The organism is Brumimicrobium oceani, from assembly GCF_003143775.1.
Classification (GTDB): domain Bacteria; phylum Bacteroidota; class Bacteroidia; order Flavobacteriales_D; family Crocinitomicaceae; genus Brumimicrobium; species Brumimicrobium oceani.
On sequence record NZ_QFRJ01000003.1, the window covers coordinates 208,436 to 225,503 of the forward strand.

The window sequence follows — 17,068 nt, forward strand, 5'->3', positions numbered from 1 at the left end:
TTCTGCTTTTATATTTTTCTATCCTAATACGCTAAAATTGCGTTAGCTAAAATAGAGATTCCGCAGAGTCAAAAGCGTATAAATTCCGGAAATTTATCGAATTGGTATTTCGGGTAACAAAACACACATTAAAATCAATTGAAAAATAGTAAACTTGTCGAAAATTCAAAAATGTCATTAAACCTATACATTTATGCTTTTATTGGCGGATTAATTCTTGGCGGAATTAATAGTTGGATTGCATACAATAAAGGTTTGCGCGGAGGAAAGATGTTTTTTATGGGAACTATTGCATTTTTCGGAATTATCATGTTAATTTTAAGGCTGTTCAATCAAAGTTAATGAGAGCGATAAATGATCATTTTTACTCCTTAAAACGTTCAATAAGCCTTCTGCTAAAAGGTCACTTCTTAGTATTTTTCATCCCAGGTCTTGTTATTGCTTTATTTTTTTTTCTTTATCTACTAACCATTGATACCGTAGAAGGATTTTTCGGGTTATTAAATCACACACCGTGGATAGGAAATTATATGGGAACTGCGGTAGACTCAGTCTTTAGCTGGGTAAATAGCATATCAATCTATTTTTACCAATTCACAATCATTACCCTTTTGTCACCCTTTCATACCGTCTTGAGTCAACGGGTAGAAACCAATGAAAACAACAAACTTTACTCTTCAGGACCTTTGCAATTTATTAAAGATATCCTAAGAACTATTGGTGTTGCTGTTGTTGGAGGTCTAATCTATTCTTCACTTTTCCTTCTTTGGACAGTCATTGCTTGGACATTTGAACTCAGCTTTCTTTCGCCAATTATTTCCGCGATTTTAATTGCCTTTTTTACTGGATTTAACAGCTATGACTACGCTTTAGAAAGACACAATGTTACAGTAAAGGAGAGTTGGAAATTTGCATTTAGGAACCCAACTCAAATGATTTTAACTGGATTGATTTTCACAGGACTTTTATACATTCCTATTATTGGAGTTGTTGTAGCTCCTGTTTTGCTTACGATGGTAGGCACGATAAACTACATTAGGATAAACAAAATTTGATCCCTCGCTCGACCCTATTTTTTTACCTATAAATCCAGAATGAGACTTCAGCAACAATTCATCAACAATCCCAAAGCATTTCTTCAAAAATCAACATCGCTGCTAAAGCCAATTGAGAATAATTCTGAGATGAATTCCTAAATCTACCATTTTCTGTAATCCACATCGTTTGAATGAGCTCCATTCCGCCCTTTGAAGGACTAATTTTGTTGATTACTCCCGCCACATTTCCTGCTCCTGCATGGTAAATATGCAGTACGAACAGTCTAAACCAAAGGTCGTTCTCGTGGTAAGAAATATTGTGTCTATCTAAAATAACTTTAGCCTCTGGAATACAAACATTTGCAATCAAACTACTTGCTCCAATTGCCGATTTAACAAAGTCCTTTCTATCGTCTACATAGCGATTAACAGTGAGTCCTTGGGATCTGGCTACGGCAGCCATCAATTGAAAAGAACCGTACGCTCCAACATTTGATTTTGCTAACCTTCCCGGACTTTCGATCATCAAAATCGCCTGCGCATACCAAGGGTCTACATCTTGTTGTTTAAACACCTCTACACCTTTCGAAATTGTAGGTAAAACATTGTCAAAAGTATAAAAATCCCTTTTTCCAGTAGTCATGTAAACTTTGTCGGTGCTGTTCAATCCTAAAGAAGTCCTTATAGAGTCTCGGTAAGAATCTTTCTGTTCATCCGATTTTTCATCCCAAGAAGCCACAGATTTAGCCTCAATGATTTGACGTGTTGCTCCAATATTGATTACACAGGAATCTGGTGAAAGCTTCATTATTGTTTTCCAAAAAACAGGATGCGCCAAGTGATCCCATTCTTGTTGAAATAACTGCAAATTATTTACATACAATAGATTTACGGTATCATTTAGGATACGCGATTCTACAAAGTTCACTTTGGGAACAGATGAAGAAGGGGTGTTTGGTAAACTATCATTTTCATGAGCATAAACAAACCCAACAAAGCAGCAAGTTAAAGCTATAATTGTATTTCTAATCATGTTGTGAATTAACAAGGTTTAGTCGCAAGCACAAAAATGAAGTGCTGCATTTATACAATTATAACAAAAAAAAGTAAATGTGTTACTTCTTCCTTACTTTTTTTACTAACTCCAATACCTTAGTTAATTGTTCTTTGGGTGTGAGGTTTGAGTTATCCAACACAATAGCATCCTCTACTTGTGTTAAAGGGCTTTCTTCTCGTGTAGAATCCATTTCATCTCTGAGTTTTAAATTCTCTTTCACTTCTTCCAAGGTAACTTTTTCACCTTTTGAAGTCAGTTCATCAAATCGACGTTGCGCTCTGATATCAGGATCAGCGGTCATAAACAATTTTAGTTCTGCCAATGGAAAAACGATTGAACCAATATCTCTACCGTCCATTACTACTCCACCATTAATCCCCATAATACGCTGTTGTTTTACCAAAAACAAACGCACTTCTTTAATCTTCGCTACAGAACTCACACTATTTGAAACTTCAATAGATCGAATCTCCTTTTCAACATTCTCTCCATTCAAATAAAGTTCTGCTTTTCCTTTAGCATTGTTTTTAAATGCTATTTTAATTTCCGGCAAAGAAGCTATAATTCTATTTATATCCACATGGTTACGCGAAACTAAATTCTTTCTCATCGCATGCAAGGTTGCCCCTCTGTACATAGCACCTGAATCAACAAAAACATAATTTAGTTCTTTTGCCAATGCTTTTGCCAATGTACTTTTACCACAAGCTGTCCAACCATCAATAGCAATTGTGAGTTCTTTATCTCTGCTCACGCTCCTCATATCCCTTCTCATAGCGCCAAAGATATGAATTCATATTAATAAGAGAAATTTGAAAGTTTAATTTTATTTACTCCACATAGAATGCACCTCCCTATTTTGTTGCAAAAAACATCGTTTTCTGGGCCTATTCCAATAAGAAATCAGTGATTTTTAGTAGCTAAGCTCTGGTCTAAACAGAAACAAAAAAGCTTTGTTGCGAAATAAAAAAAATAGTGTACTAAACCAAAATGGACTGAAAGTATCCTAAGCTTAGATAGGAATAAAATGGGTCAGTTTCAAAAGTTGGGAATTAAGTTTTTTCTTGACTAAGAATCCCTGTATAAAAATTAGTCTTATCCTATCTTGAGTTGATCTTTTAGACTCTGTAAAAGATGAAGTGCATAAAAGGACAATACTAAAGCGTTCCCACAAGAAGCGTTCCCACAAGATACAATCTTGCGAGAACACTTTGTGAAAGGGTTGAAATTAAAAAAGGGGGAGAATTAATGGCGCAAAGCGCCATTAATTCTCCCCCTTTTTTGAACTCACAACTTAAAAAAAAGTTACCTCAAGATTATATCTTGTGGTAACTTTTTTTTTATTTCTCGGTCTAATTCCACATCGACAAGCCACAAGAAAACTTATAGCTAAATGTCGATCTTATTTCGAAATGAAGCATAAATTGAAAAAATATTGACGTGATGTTACCTGTAATTGACGTGTGGATATTAGCTGGCCATTGTTTTATAATAAAACATATCCCCACAAATTTAATGTGACCCAATAAAATCCTCTAACTGTAAAGTTCTAGACTTTGGATATTATACCTAGGATTATGGTCTAGCACCCAAGGACTGCTAAGGCTCCTACTATAACTAATTACTTACCCAAATCAACTGCTCTAGTTTTACTTTCATTCTAGCAAAACCCAATAAAACTGTTACCTCATCCCCTTTTATCTCTTCCACATCACCAGTTTGCTTCGTTGCAATGAGCTTCACTTTACTCCCAACCTTAATTTTATCTTGTTGGTATTCGTTGACCATTTTCTTTGGCTTTCCTTTTTTCTTATTGGCCTGCTTCTTAAGTCGAATTTCTTTTTTAACTTCCTCTGTTTTCGCTTTTTCTTTTGCAATGTACTTTTTAATATCTTGCATCAGCGGTTCATTTACATTCTTCTTCTTGACACCAACTTTATAGTTGTCAATATATGATTGAAGTTTATTCCCTAGACTTACGAATTTGCTGGTTTCCTCTGCTTTATTTTGTAGAGAGGCCAATTTTCTATCGTATTTTTCCTTTGTTGTTTCGTAATATTTCCGATGTTTATCAGCAGTTTCTTGTGCTAAAATGTGTTCTTTGGTTAAGCGACTCAAATAGGATTTTTCTTTTTGCAATTCATGAAGCAGTTGATCCATCTCTACCTTCTTATTGTCAAGTTTGGATTTTGCCCTATTAATTAGCTTTTTCGGAATCCCATTAATTTGAGCAACTTCAAAAGTAAATGAACTTCCTGGCTGCCCCATTGAAAATTTAAACAAAGGATTCAACGTTTCCGTATCGAACAACATGCAACCATTGATAGCTTCAGGCAACTTGTCCGCTTTCAGCTTTATATTGCTGTAGTGTGTAGTGATAACTCCGTAAGATCCTTTGTCATAAAGTGTTTCAAAAAACACTTCAGCCAGCGCACCACCCAAATCAGGATCTGAACCCGTACCAAATTCGTCTAATAAAAGTAGAGCGTTTTCATTGGCTACATTTAAAAAATGACGCATTCTTTTCAAACGGTAAGAATAGGTACTGAGCTCATCTACAATGGACTGATTATCTCCAATATCCGTTAACAGTGCATCAAAAAAGCACATTCTACTATTCGGATGCAGGGGCACTAATAAACCACATTGCAACATCAATTGTAAAAGTCCAACTGTCTTTAGGGTTATACTCTTCCCTCCTGCGTTTGGTCCAGAAATCACCAACATTCTAGAATTTTCATTCATAGAAATTCGTTGAGGAATAGTTTTCTTTCCTAAATTGTCATTGTTCATTTTCAACAAAGGGTGAAAACAATCAATTAAATCGAATGCTTTATTTTCATTTATTGCAGGTAAATTAGCGTCGAGAAGCAGCGCCAGTCTACATTTTGCATTGATAAAATCCAACTTGGTTAAAACTTGCTGATAGTCTTTTATCAGCGGAAGGAAAGCCAACATCTCATAAGTTAACTGCTGCAGAATGATGAAAATTTCTTTTCTTTCATCATCTTTAAGTTGCTCTAATTCATTATTTAAAGGAACAGTTTCTCCCGGTTCTACAAAGGTAACGTTTCCAGATTTTGAATTGCCCACTACCTGACCATTAACTTCTCTTTTGTAGGAAGACAGAACAGCTAAAACCCTTCTATCATCGAAATACCCTTCCTTCGTGTCGGCCAAATACCCTTTCTTCAAGTACTTTCGCATACTCCTGTCGAAAGTGGAATGAATATGTCTTTTTACTGAAGACATTTGCTGACGTATTGACAAAAGATCTGATGAGGCATCGTCTTTTACCTTTCCGTGTTTGTCAAAAATAGTATCGATTTTCTCGATAATTTCTTTCGTAAATTCTACATCCGAGAGGAGTTCATACAACTGAGGGAAATCTTCTTCTCTTTTATTAAAAAAGAAAAGCAAGGAATTTACCATGACAGAAGCCATACGAATTCGGGCAAAGCTTTCTTGAGGAAGACTGGCATTTTGCACAGGCAACATCCGAATTTCATTTTGCAGTTCCTCGAATTCCAATCTTGGAAAACTTTCGCCTTCTCTACGGATTTCAACCAACTCATTGGTCTGATTAAGGAATTTCATTAACTCCTCATTGTTCTGAACAGGTTTCAACCGTTCTACGATTTTGAGCGCAGATGGGCCAACACAATACTCGCGTAATATGTCCTGAAGCTTTCCGAGCTCTAAATCCTTATATGTTTGTGGGTCGCATTTCAACATTTGCATACAAAGCTAATAAATCATTACATTTGTTAAATGAAAAAGTTCACTGCATTCGTATTATCCTTGTTGACAATTGTTGTATTTGCATCGATTGCCTGGTTACTTTACTCCAATTTCCAAACTACTCCAGTAGTAATTATCAATTTAGTGATAATGATGACGGGCGTTATGCTTGCATTTATTGTTTACAACAGAGTGATGGTAAGCAGCGATAAAAGTTCAATTCAAGTTAATACCGATCATTTCCCTTATATTGAACGTGCTTTAATCTATGTTATGCCTCAAGACTTTGTCTCTAAATTGGAGAAAAATAAAGGTAAAATATTTATGGTTTCAACTGATGTTGTTGAAAGTGACATTTCACTTAAAGATGGCGACTTCAATAGACTTACAGATACCATCACTTTGCGTTACACCAATGGAGTTAGCACTAAAATACGTGGCTCGAGAACTGTTGCTGTGGGAGATAATCAATTTCTTTTTTACGGTTTTGATGAATTAATTCACATAAAAGGTAAAACAGAGCTTATTTATCAATGGGAAGAAGACAGATTGGTTCAGCAAGTAAATGGTGAATTGGTTTCTATCAATATCCCCGATAGAATGCCTGTTTATATCTTTGATTGGAAAGAATAAAAAACACGGTTTTTTCCCGCTGTACAACAGCTTACATTATCTGAACCAAAGAAAAACCTGTTGATATTATTTTTGCAGCTTCAAGAAAGAAATCACGGTATCGTTGAATTCAATGGGCTGATCTACATTTACTACATGACCACAGTTTTCAATAACATGCAATTGCGCACTCATGTGTTTTGAAATCACCTCTTTTATAGAAGGCAGAAATAAATGATCCTGTTCTCCCATGATGTAAAGCGTAGGAATATTGATGTCTTTCATTCTAAATAATCGCAGCAAAGGAGTCAGTTCTGCAGTTAATTTATACCATCTTTTAAATTCTTTTTGGTAAAGCTTTTTAGCTTCTTTCACAAACAATGAACGAGATTCCTTGTGGTTCTTTCTTGGCATTATAACGAATGCAAAAAGTTTGTACAAAAATATATAAGGAACAACGGATTTAAAAACATTTCCAAAACCGATAAGAAACTTTGATCTGACATTTAACTTTAGAATCGCGCCTCCCATAACCATGCTCTCGACCCTCTCAGGGTTTCTTTCGGCTAAATCACGAATTAAAATTGTCCCCAAAGAAATTCCAATAAAATGAGATTTCTGAATTTTAAGGTGATCCAAAACTTCAAGAATATCGTTGGAAATAAATTGAAAAGTATATTTCTCATTGCTGATTTGCTTTACTGGAACCTGACTCTCGCCATGACCTCTTAAATCAATCAACAAAACATTAAACTCATTTTTAAAAGCACGAATTTGCCTAAACCAAATGGAACTACTCCCCCCTGCTCCATGAACAAAAGTGACCCATTTTGTGGTATTTTCATTAGGATAAATTGAATAACTTAACATAGTTTAAAAATAGTTTATTGCCCTAAATAAACAGATGAGCTGCATATAAAGTTTTACAATAATACAACAAAAAAATTCAGTCCTTCAAAATATTTTTAGTTGAAATTCAGCTACTTGATTGTTTTTAAATGCGTACATAATATTTTTGAAAGTTAAATGCTATCATTAGAGGGCGCTAAGAAAATTAGAAGTATAAAATAAAGCTCGAAAACTTTTTTCGAAAAATGAAAAAGAAGTGAACTTGTGACATACTTCTCATGTGTTACCGAACAACAATTATGTAAGTCCCGACTGAAAGACGAATGCAGACATTAAACATAAAATACTTGTCCGGAACTTTACCAGCAGTTTAATAAACTACAATAAAAAATGGTTCTCTCTTTAATTTTCACTTTGTTGAAGTAGAAATTTGCGAAAGATTTTGTCAGTTCACCGCTGAATCACATACTTCATTAAATCTATTTGCTGGTAGAGTATCAAATAGACATTTAAAAGATAGACCAATAGTTTTAGTGCTTGCGTTTAAGGCCTGTGACAAAAAGTTGACAAGTAAATAAAGCTGAACGCATAGTACTAGCTCCTGTTCCCAACATCCACATTTTTACTACAATTCAAAACTCCTCATCTATATACTCTCTCCTACTTCTATTATTCTTAAATTCGCAACTCCAAAATGCATAGAATGAAAATCCCCACAATAGCCATAAAACTTAATAAAGCAGGAGAAAGAGCCGTAAAACAAGGTCACCCTTGGGTATTTGAGAACAGCATTGAGAAAGCACCTGAAGGCGATAGACCCGCTGGAAATTTGTGTGTGATTTTTGATCAACGCTACAATAAACCTATCGCATTTGGTTTGTGGGATCCTGAAGAAATTATTCGCATAAAAATTATTCTTCAAGGCAATCGTTTGCAATTGAACACTGAGTTTTGGAAAGCACAGTTAAAAATGGCGTATTCAAAAAGACAGAACCTCATCAATAAAGGCATTACAGGTTACAGAGGAATTCACGGGGAAAATGATAGTTTCCCTGGATTAATTCTAGATGTTTATGCAAAAGTTGGTGTTCTGAAAATCTATTCAAACATTTGGAAACCTTACATCGAAGTTTTGATGGAGGAAATTCAAAGTTTGTATGGCTTAGAAAGTATTGTGACCCGTTTCAGTAGAAAAATTGAACAAAAGAACACATTTCCTTATCAAGAAGGTCAAATTATTGGTGAAGCTTTAGCGGATGAAAAAGTCGAATTTGAAGAATGTGGTGTGAAGTTTTATGCCTACACACAGTCTGGACACAAAACAGGATTCTTTTTGGACCAGCGACCAAACAGGTTGTGGGTTCAGCAAAATGCAAAAGGAAAGAAAGTCTTAGATGTTTTCAGTTATGTTGGCGGATTTGGCATTCATGCTTTAAAGGGAGGTGCATCAAATTTAACATCAGTTGACATTAGTCAGCAAGCGATGGACGTAGCAGCAGAAAACATTAAACTGAACAAACTAGACATTTCAAAATGGACACCAATCACAGAAGATGCATTTGTGGCTTTAGAAGACTTGATTGAGAAAAATGAGCTCTTCGATATGGTCATCATCGATCCACCTTCATTCGCAAAACAAGCCAGTGAGGTAGCCAGCGCATCCAATCAATATGAAAGGTTAGCCCGGTTGGGAAGAGATTTAGTTGCTAAAAATGGCACCCTTATCCTCGGCTCTTGTTCAAGCAGAATTTCCTTAGAAGTCTTTGAAGATATTCATCGCCATGCAGGAATAAACCCAATGAATGATTGGAAATATTTACATTTTAAGCTCCACGATGACGATCACCCGATTGGTTTTGCAGAGAGTAATTATTTGAAGACCGTGTTTTATAGGAAAGGGGGTGATTAATTGGTGATTTTTCAATTGAAAATGGTTAATCTAAAAAAACCACTCATTCTTACCATATAATCTTTCTTATTTCAGGAACGCCACATTGCTGTAGCTTGTTTCTGAACCAAAAAAAACCACTCCCTACCTAAGTAGAAAGTGGCTTTTATAATTAAAACCTAAACGAATAATTTGTAATTATCTAATTCGTAATTAATTCACCGAAACCGCATCCAAAACCTTAACCTTCGTTAAAGCGATATCCAAAACTTCCTTCATGTGGCTCACATAATGGAAAGTTAATCCATTTAAGTACTCTTCTTTAATTTCCTCAACATCTTGTTTGTTCTTGTCGCTCAGGATAATTTCTTTAATGTCGGCACGCTTTGCCGCTAAGATTTTCTCCTTAATTCCACCCACTGGTAAAACATCTCCACGCAAGGTAATTTCACCTGTCATGGCTAAATTTTTCTTTACCTTCCTTTGCGTGAATAAAGAAGCCAAGGAAGTTAACATTGTAATACCCGCTGAAGGCCCATCTTTTGGTGTAGCTCCTTCTGGAACGTGCATGTGCACATCATAATTATTGAAAACATCTGCTTCGACACCTATCCAGTCTGGATGTGCTTTTAAGAACTGTAAAGCAATCGTTGCGGATTCTTTCATCACATCCCCCAGGTTTCCAGTCAAAGTAAGCTTTCCTTTCCCTTTGGCCAATGAAGATTCAATAAATAAAATATCCCCACCCATTGAAGTCCAAGCCAAGCCAGTTACTACTCCTGCAACATCATTGTTGGCGTACTTGGTTTTTGGTCTTCCAGGCCCCATGATTTTCACTAAATCATCCGCAGAAATGGTCTTTTTAAATTCTTCTTCCATGGCAATTTGTCGTGCGCGATTTCTAACCAATTTAGCCACCACTTTGTCTAAACCTCGAACACCCGATTCGTGCGTATATTCTTCAATCAATTTTTCCAGGGTGGACTTACTAATTGAAATATCAGATTTTTTAATTCCATGTTCCTTTATTTGGTTTGGAAGTAAGTGTCTTTTAGCAATCTCTATTTTCTCTTCCACTGTATACCCTGAAACCTCAATAAGCTCCATACGGTCTCGCAGTGGACCTTGAATTGTAGATAAATCATTTGCTGTTGCGATAAACAACACCTTTGATAAATCATACTCTGTCTCCACATAATTATCGTAAAACTCATTGTTTTGCTCTGGGTCCAAGACCTCTAGCATAGCACTTGATGGATCTCCTTGATTTGAACGAGAAATTTTATCAATCTCATCGAGCACGAAAACAGGATTTGAAGTACCGGCCTTTTTTAAGTTTTGAATTACGCGTCCTGGCATAGCTCCAATATAGGTCTTTCTATGTCCACGAATTTCGCTTTCATCTCGAATTCCTCCCAATGACATTCTTACATATTTTCTTCCTAGCGCCTCAGCCACTGACTTTCCTAAAGAGGTTTTACCTACTCCCGGAGGTCCATAAAAACATAAAATTGGTGACTTCATGTCTTTCTTCAGTTTCAAGACTGCCAGGTATTCTAAAATACGCTTCTTTACTTTTTCTAGGCCATAATGGTCACGCTCCAAGACCTTTTCAGCACGTTTCAAGTCGAGATTATCCACCGTATATTCATCCCATGGCAAATCCAGCAGCAAATCTAAATAGTTCAGTTGAACAGTATATTCTGCCCCTTGTGGATTTGATCGCTGTAAACGATTCAATTCCTTATCGAACATTTCTGCCACTTTTTTAGACCACTTTTTCTTAGCTGCACGTTCTCGCATCTTTTCCACATCTTGCTCCTGTGGGTTCCCGCCTAATTCTTCTTGAATCGTTTTAATTTGTTGATTTAAGAAATACTCGCGCTGTTGCTTGTCTAAATCTACTTTAACACGCGTTTGAATTTCATTACGCATTTCAAGTTGCTGTGCCTCAATCGTCAAATGTTGCAGAACAGACATTGCGCGTTTTTTCAAATCCATCTCATCCAGCATCTTTTGCTTTGTTGCAACGTCAGCGTTCATATTAGAAGAAATAAAATTGATTAAAAAACTTGGGCTATCAATGTTCTTTATTGCAAACTGGGCCTCGGAAGGAATACTTGGAGATTCTTTAATTATCTTTAAAGACAACTCCTTCATCGATTGAATTATCGCCGTGAATTCCTTACTATTTTTTGGAGCTTTCGCTTCTTTACACAGTTTGATTTCACCACGTAAAAATGGTTTTTCCTGAGTTATTTTCTCTAGCTCAAACCTTCTTTTCCCTTGAATGATCACCGTTGAGGTACCATCCGGCATTTTGAGCATACGCAGAATAGTTGCCACTGTACCTATTGAATGTAAGTCTTTCCCTTCTGGATCTTCAATTTCAGGATTCTTCTGAGAAACTACTCCTACTACCTTATCACTATTGTTGGCATGTTTTATTAAATCAATCGATTTATCTCTTCCTACAGTGATTGGAATTACAACACCGGGAAATAATACATTATTCCTTAAAGGTAAAATTGGAATATCAGAAGGGAACTTAGCGTTGTGCATATCGTCCTCTTCTTCTTGAGTAATTAGCGGAATAAATTCGGCGTCAGAATCGTCTGGTGATCCTAAACTTATAATACTTTTATCAAAAATGTCGTTCATATCTTATGTGCGCTTTTGCGTCAATGTGTCAGTTAGTACTTCCAATTAAGTTAAAGAAATTTATTAAATCCCCAACTATAATTGCGGCTTCTAATGGTTCAATCCTTATGCCATAGTAAAAAACTGTCAAAAATGACAGTTTTTTACAGTTTTGAAGAAGAGTATTGAGGCACTTCTGAGTAAACTTTGTCCTAATTGAAAAAAACTAAAACTTCGATAATTGAATTTCAAGTTCAAAAATAATCACAGCGCATGATTTACTTACTCATTGAATTCTAACTCAATAACCAGTGATTATCCGGTTCAAAAGTCTTTATTTTTAGAATCTTTTATTTCTTTGGAAATAAATAATTTAAGATTTTTAAATCAGCATTTTCGATTTTTTTTCCTCTACGTATCATCATTTGATTAGCGGCATCAATTGCTCTATCTAAATCATATACTGGAGAATCTTGCTGACCTCCCCAAGAAAAGTTAGGGACATATTTTGGTGGAAATCCTGATGTAAAAATATTTGCACAAACACCTATTACTGTTGCTGTATTTAACATTGAGTTGATACTTGTTTTGGAATGATCTCCCATCGCAACTCCCATAAACATAAGGTCTGTTTGTTCCATATCTTCCGATAAATAACTATAGGTCTTCACATTTCCGTAGTTGTTTTTAAGATTAGAACTGTTTGTATCCGCTCCTAAATTACACCATTCTCCTATTAGCGAATTTCCTAAAAAACCATCATGGCCTTTATTTGAATAGGCTTGGAAAATTACGTTATTCACCTCTCCCCCAACTTTACAATGCGGACCAAGAGAAACTGCACCATAAACTTTGGTGGATAGCTTTAATGCACTGTTTTCTGACATAGCCAAAGCTCCACGGACAACGCTTCCTTCCATTATTTCAGCGTTTTTACCAACATAAATAGGTCCAGACTTCACATTCAGAATTGCACATTCAACAGTTGCGCCCTCTTCAATAAAAAGCTGACTCGGGTCTCCAATTAATGTGTTTGTCTCTGAAAGCTGAGCGCTCTTTTTTCCTTTGGTATAAGCTGAAAAATCTGTGGCTAAAATAACATCGTTCTTTTGATACAAATCCCAACGGTTTTCTAAAATCACCAGATCATTAATTGTGACCGAAATGCTGTTTTTAGGCTCGAAATGCTCACCTCTGTGCGCCATAAAAACGCCTTGCATGTATAAGGTTTGATTTAGCTCTAAATTTCTAACCAACTCCACTAACTTTTTATTAGGAACTACAGAAGCATTAATCCAGTAGTTGTCTTCCGTTTTATTGATCGGGAATTTCTCCGTAAAATAATCCTCGGTTTTAAAAGAAATTTTAGCTTCAGGCAAGTAAAACTGCCAGCGCTCATCATTCGTAAACATACCCGTTCTAAGATTTCCAACAGGCCTTGTTAAAGTTAATGGTGCAAATGTTAAGTGATTTGATAAATCGTGTAGGATGATATTCATAATTCTGTTTTTGTTACATTCTATTCGGTACTTCAATCCCTAACAAACGCATTGCTGTAAGGATAACTTTTCCAGTATTTTGACTAATTAAAATTCTTGCATTTTTCAACGCTATATTTTCCTCTTTCATTACACTAAAGGCTTGGTAGAAAGAGTTGTAGTTCTTCACCAATTCAAAAGTATAATTTGCTATTAAAGCTGGACTATAATTCTGCCCTGCTTCCTTAACCACTAATGGGAATTCGCTTAATTGCTTGATCAACTCCTTTTCTGCAGGATTAATCGCCATTTCCTTTTCAGGATTTACCAAATCAACCTTGGTCATTAAGGAATTAATTCTCGCATAAGCATATTGAATAAAAGGTCCTGTATTTCCATTTAGCTCAATAGATTCATCTGGATTAAATTTCATACGTTTTTGAGGATCAACTTTCAGCAAGTAATATTTCAACCCACCCATACCAATCATTTCGTAAAGGTTTTCGCGTTCTGCCTCTGTCATTCCTTCAATATGGCCACGTTCTTTTGTGCTTTCCTTAGCCATTGAAACCACCTCTTCCATCAAGTCATCGGCATCCACCACCTTTCCTTCACGAGATTTCATTTTACCATCAGGTAAATCCACCATTCCGTAAGATAAATGATAACAGTTCTTCGCCCAGTCAAAACCGAGTTTCTTCAAGATTAAAAACAAGACCTGAAAATGATAATCCTGCTCGTTTCCAACGGTATAAATTATCCCATTCAAATTCGGATAGTCTTTAAAGCGATCTATTGCCGTTCCGATGTCTTGAGTCATGTAAACAGCAGTTCCATCTGCACGCAATACCAATTTTTCATCAAGTCCCTCATCTGTTAAATCCACCCAAACAGAGCCATCTTCTTTCTTAAAGAATACCTTTTTCTCCAATCCATCAGTCACCAAATCTTTTCCTATAAGAAAGGTATCAGATTCGTAATAGATTTTATCAAAATCTACTTGCATTCTGTTATAGGTTGTTTCGAATCCTTTATAAACCCAATTATTCATGGTAGACCATAACTTGTATGCCTCTGGCTCATTGGCCTCCCACTTCAACAACATTTCCTTAGCGTCTTTTGTTAATTGAGCGAACGGAACAGCAAACGCAGCTATTTTTCTAAGAATAGCCGTTTTCTTTTTCTCATCTATTGCTTCTTGATAAGCTTTAAAAAGACCAGGAAGCTTTTCCTTTGCATCCTCTGGAGCATCTATAAAGCCATTTCTTTGCCATTGCTCCGCTATTGAAAATGCCTGAATCGTAACTTGCTTATCAAATTCAATATAGTATTTACCAACAAAATGATCTCCTTTCATCCCAGTGGTCTCTGGAGTCTCTCTGTTCCCATTTTCATCTTGGCTTGCAAACTGCTCCCAAGCCACCATGCTTTTACAGATATGAATTCCACGGTCGTTAATGATTTGGGTTTTGACCACTTCGTGTCCATTTGCTTTTAGAATTTCAGACACACTATATCCCAAAAAGATATTTCTCATGTGGCCTAAATGCAGTGGCTTGTTCGTGTTTGGCGAGGAATATTCAACCATGTACATCTTACCTGACAATTCTGAAGCAAATCCAAACTTTTCATCTTTGGTCATATCGAAAAGCTCTTTTTTCCAAAAATCAGTTGTTAGATTGATGTTCAGAAAACCACTAACAACGTTAAAGCTCTCCACTTCTTCTAATTCTTCTTTGAGAAAGCGTCCGATATCCTCACCAACCACAGCTGGAGAAGACTTTAATATTTTAACAAATGGAAAGACAACCAAAGTCATATCACCTTCCACATCTTTTCTTGTCTTTTGAAATTGTATTAATTTCTCGTCAATTTTCACTCCAAAAACCGACAGACTATTCTCCAGCAATAATGCTTTAATTTTGTTTTCCATTTTTAATATATCTATGCTTTCTTTTCAGCAACCTCAACAACTTCTTTCATTAAATAGTAGGCAACCTCTGCCATGTGATTCGTTTTTTCATCTAAGCATGGGTTTACCTCCACGAATTCAATACACTTTACTTTTGGGTGAGCAGCATAGTGCCTTAACAATTCGCTTGCTTCATTTGGTGTTAATCCGTTTGGAACAGGAGTCCCAGTTCCGTGAGAAACAATGTCAGGATCCATAGAGTCTACGTCAAAAGAAATATAAAGCTCATCACAATCGGCATATTTCTCCTCTAGTCGGTCAATTATTTTCTGTACTCCTTCTGTTCTGATCTCATCTACAGAAATATTCTTGATTCCTTTGCGTTCCATCAATTCAACCTCAGGAGTCTCAAGATCACGCAAACCAATAAAACCGAGATCTTGTGCCTCTATTTTAGGCGCTATTCCGCCTGTATTTTTTAATTCATTCCAAAATTTAATAGTATCCGGCACAGGGTCATTTTGTTTTGACTCTAAATTATCCTCATTCAATGCTGTAGCCAAAGGCATGCCGTGCATGTTTCCTGATGGAGTCGTATATGGCGTATGTAAATCTCCGTGTGCATCAATCCACAAAACCCCTAATCTGTGCTGGGGATTTGCCACTTTCAATCCTGCTATTGTACCTCCTGCAGAACCATGATCTCCAGCAACCACAATTATAAAATCATTCTTTTTTCTTTCTCTACTTACTACTTCAGCAACATTTTTGTAGACCGTAGCTAAACCATCAGCTCTTTTCCCCCACTTATATTTGGTTGGCTGATCCAAAAGATGATTCATGGTTTTAACATAATGAATAGGATATTTAGAGAACAAAAAGTTCCCCGAATTATCATCTGCAACACGCATTGCTCCTGGTCCTAAACTTGCCCCACGAGTTCCTGCAGAAATTTCTGAATCATTGATGATATATGCTATTGATTTTGCCATAACAATTGTTTTCTTTGTTTTTTAGTTGGTGCGAAGATAAAAAAATCATAGTTAATATCTTAAAAAAGTAGAACAGGAATAACATCTGCCTTCAGATTTGAATATTGCCATAAAATTTATTCTAAATTTGTATTAGAAAACACATCTTTTAAATCCCTATGAAGAAAATACTTTCATTCACCCTTCTTCTTTTTTTACTTTCCGCTTGCTCTTCACCAAAGGTCAGCATAGATAATTTCGAAGGAAAATTTATATATACTATTTCAACTATCGAAGAAGAGGTTAATCTGTCAGATAGCACCAGCTACCAAATAGTTTACGCGAAAGACTCAATGCTGCGAATTGATAATTTTACACCCATTGGGAAACAGATTTACATAAAACACATCCCAAAGAACAAAGCCTACATCTTAATGGATGTAGGGATGAAAAAAGTGGCAATTCAAACCATAGCCGATAGTTCTGAAAATGCGGGTCGATATCTTTTTGAGCATGCGCGAGGAAAAGAAAAAATGGCCAATCGCAAAGCAAAAAAGATTCGTGTAACAGACACCGTCTACGACACCACCTTCAATATGAATTATTTGGAAGAAATCCCTGCTAAATACGCTACAGCCATAGAAGGAATGCCAGGTCTACCTGCCCGGTACTCAATCAATGCCAATGGAACTTGGCTAAATTATGAAATTAACTCCGTAGAAGAACGCCCACTAAACATCGACCTGTTTGGAATACCTTCTGGATATGAAGTTATCACATTAGACGAGTTTATTGACTTAATCAAAGACTAACAGTAAATTGTGAATACCCTTGGAGATACATCCCTTAATTAACAAATTCATTCCTTATATTCGCAGAATAA

Annotated in this window: 13 protein-coding genes; 5 read left to right on the top strand and 8 right to left on the bottom strand. The window is 36.1% G+C overall.

Features of this window, described 5'->3' with window-relative positions; translation table 11 throughout:
- Positions 1–171 precede the first annotated feature (171 nt).
- Entirely contained in the window at positions 172–342 is a 171-nt protein-coding gene (locus tag DIT68_RS16300; protein ID WP_158276125.1) for a hypothetical protein, read from the top strand.
- Positions 342–1,055 carry an EI24 domain-containing protein gene (locus DIT68_RS06175; protein WP_109358947.1) on the top strand — a complete coding sequence of 238 codons (714 nt, stop codon included), beginning with the start codon at positions 342–344 and terminating at the stop codon, positions 1,053–1,055. The genes DIT68_RS16300 and DIT68_RS06175 overlap by 1 nt, the downstream gene beginning before the upstream one ends.
- A 61-nt stretch (positions 1,056–1,116) precedes the next feature.
- Here DIT68_RS06175 and DIT68_RS06180 read toward each other — a convergent pair whose 3' ends face one another.
- The 3 genes from DIT68_RS06180 to DIT68_RS06190 all read right to left on the bottom strand — a co-directional run bounded on the left by DIT68_RS06180 (position 1,117) and on the right by DIT68_RS06190 (position 5,835).
- Positions 1,117–2,070: a transglycosylase SLT domain-containing protein gene (locus DIT68_RS06180; RefSeq protein WP_109358948.1), complete on the bottom strand. Its 954-nt coding sequence runs from the start codon at positions 2,068–2,070 to the stop codon at positions 1,117–1,119.
- Positions 2,071–2,152: 82 nt separating this feature from the next.
- On the bottom strand, positions 2,153–2,869 hold the full coding sequence (cmk, locus tag DIT68_RS06185) for a (d)CMP kinase (RefSeq protein WP_233244169.1): 717 nt from the start codon (positions 2,867–2,869) through the stop codon (positions 2,153–2,155).
- An 842-nt stretch (positions 2,870–3,711) separates the two neighbouring features.
- Positions 3,712–5,835 (bottom strand): endonuclease MutS2, encoded by a 2,124-nt coding sequence (locus DIT68_RS06190; RefSeq protein ID WP_449374852.1) that lies wholly within the window; start codon positions 5,833–5,835, stop codon positions 3,712–3,714.
- 30 nt (positions 5,836–5,865) lie between these two features.
- On the opposite strand from DIT68_RS06190, the gene DIT68_RS06195 reads away from it, so the two are divergent.
- Complete coding sequence (locus DIT68_RS06195; RefSeq protein ID WP_109358950.1) at positions 5,866–6,468, top strand: hypothetical protein; 603 nt, start codon at positions 5,866–5,868, stop codon at positions 6,466–6,468.
- A 66-nt stretch (positions 6,469–6,534) separates the two neighbouring features.
- Here DIT68_RS06195 and DIT68_RS06200 read toward each other — a convergent pair whose 3' ends face one another.
- Positions 6,535–7,317, bottom strand: coding sequence for an alpha/beta fold hydrolase (locus tag DIT68_RS06200; RefSeq protein ID WP_109358951.1), 783 nt, complete (start codon positions 7,315–7,317; stop codon positions 6,535–6,537).
- Between the two features lie 682 nt (positions 7,318–7,999).
- Here DIT68_RS06200 and DIT68_RS06205 point away from each other — a divergent pair.
- On the top strand, positions 8,000–9,205 hold the full coding sequence (locus tag DIT68_RS06205; protein ID WP_158276126.1) for a class I SAM-dependent rRNA methyltransferase: 1,206 nt from the start codon (positions 8,000–8,002) through the stop codon (positions 9,203–9,205).
- A 192-nt stretch (positions 9,206–9,397) separates the two neighbouring features.
- Here the strand turns inward: DIT68_RS06205 and lon are convergent, their stop codons facing one another.
- The 4 genes from lon to DIT68_RS06225 all read right to left on the bottom strand — a co-directional run bounded on the left by lon (position 9,398) and on the right by DIT68_RS06225 (position 16,206).
- Entirely contained in the window at positions 9,398–11,845 is a 2,448-nt protein-coding gene (lon, locus tag DIT68_RS06210) for an endopeptidase La (RefSeq protein ID WP_109358953.1), read from the bottom strand.
- Positions 11,846–12,174: 329 nt separating this feature from the next.
- Positions 12,175–13,323 carry a putative sugar nucleotidyl transferase gene (locus DIT68_RS06215; protein WP_109358954.1) on the bottom strand — a complete coding sequence of 383 codons (1,149 nt, stop codon included), beginning with the start codon at positions 13,321–13,323 and terminating at the stop codon, positions 12,175–12,177.
- A gap of 13 nt (positions 13,324–13,336) precedes the next feature.
- Positions 13,337–15,235 (bottom strand): arginine--tRNA ligase, encoded by a 1,899-nt coding sequence (argS, locus tag DIT68_RS06220; protein ID WP_109358955.1) that lies wholly within the window; start codon positions 15,233–15,235, stop codon positions 13,337–13,339.
- Between the two features lie 11 nt (positions 15,236–15,246).
- On the bottom strand, positions 15,247–16,206 hold the full coding sequence (locus tag DIT68_RS06225) for an arginase (protein ID WP_109358956.1): 960 nt from the start codon (positions 16,204–16,206) through the stop codon (positions 15,247–15,249).
- A 158-nt stretch (positions 16,207–16,364) separates the two neighbouring features.
- Here DIT68_RS06225 and DIT68_RS06230 point away from each other — a divergent pair, with 158 nt between their 5' ends.
- Positions 16,365–16,997, top strand: coding sequence for a lipoprotein (locus DIT68_RS06230; RefSeq protein WP_109358957.1), 633 nt, complete (start codon positions 16,365–16,367; stop codon positions 16,995–16,997).
- The last annotated feature ends 71 nt before the right edge of the window (positions 16,998–17,068 follow it).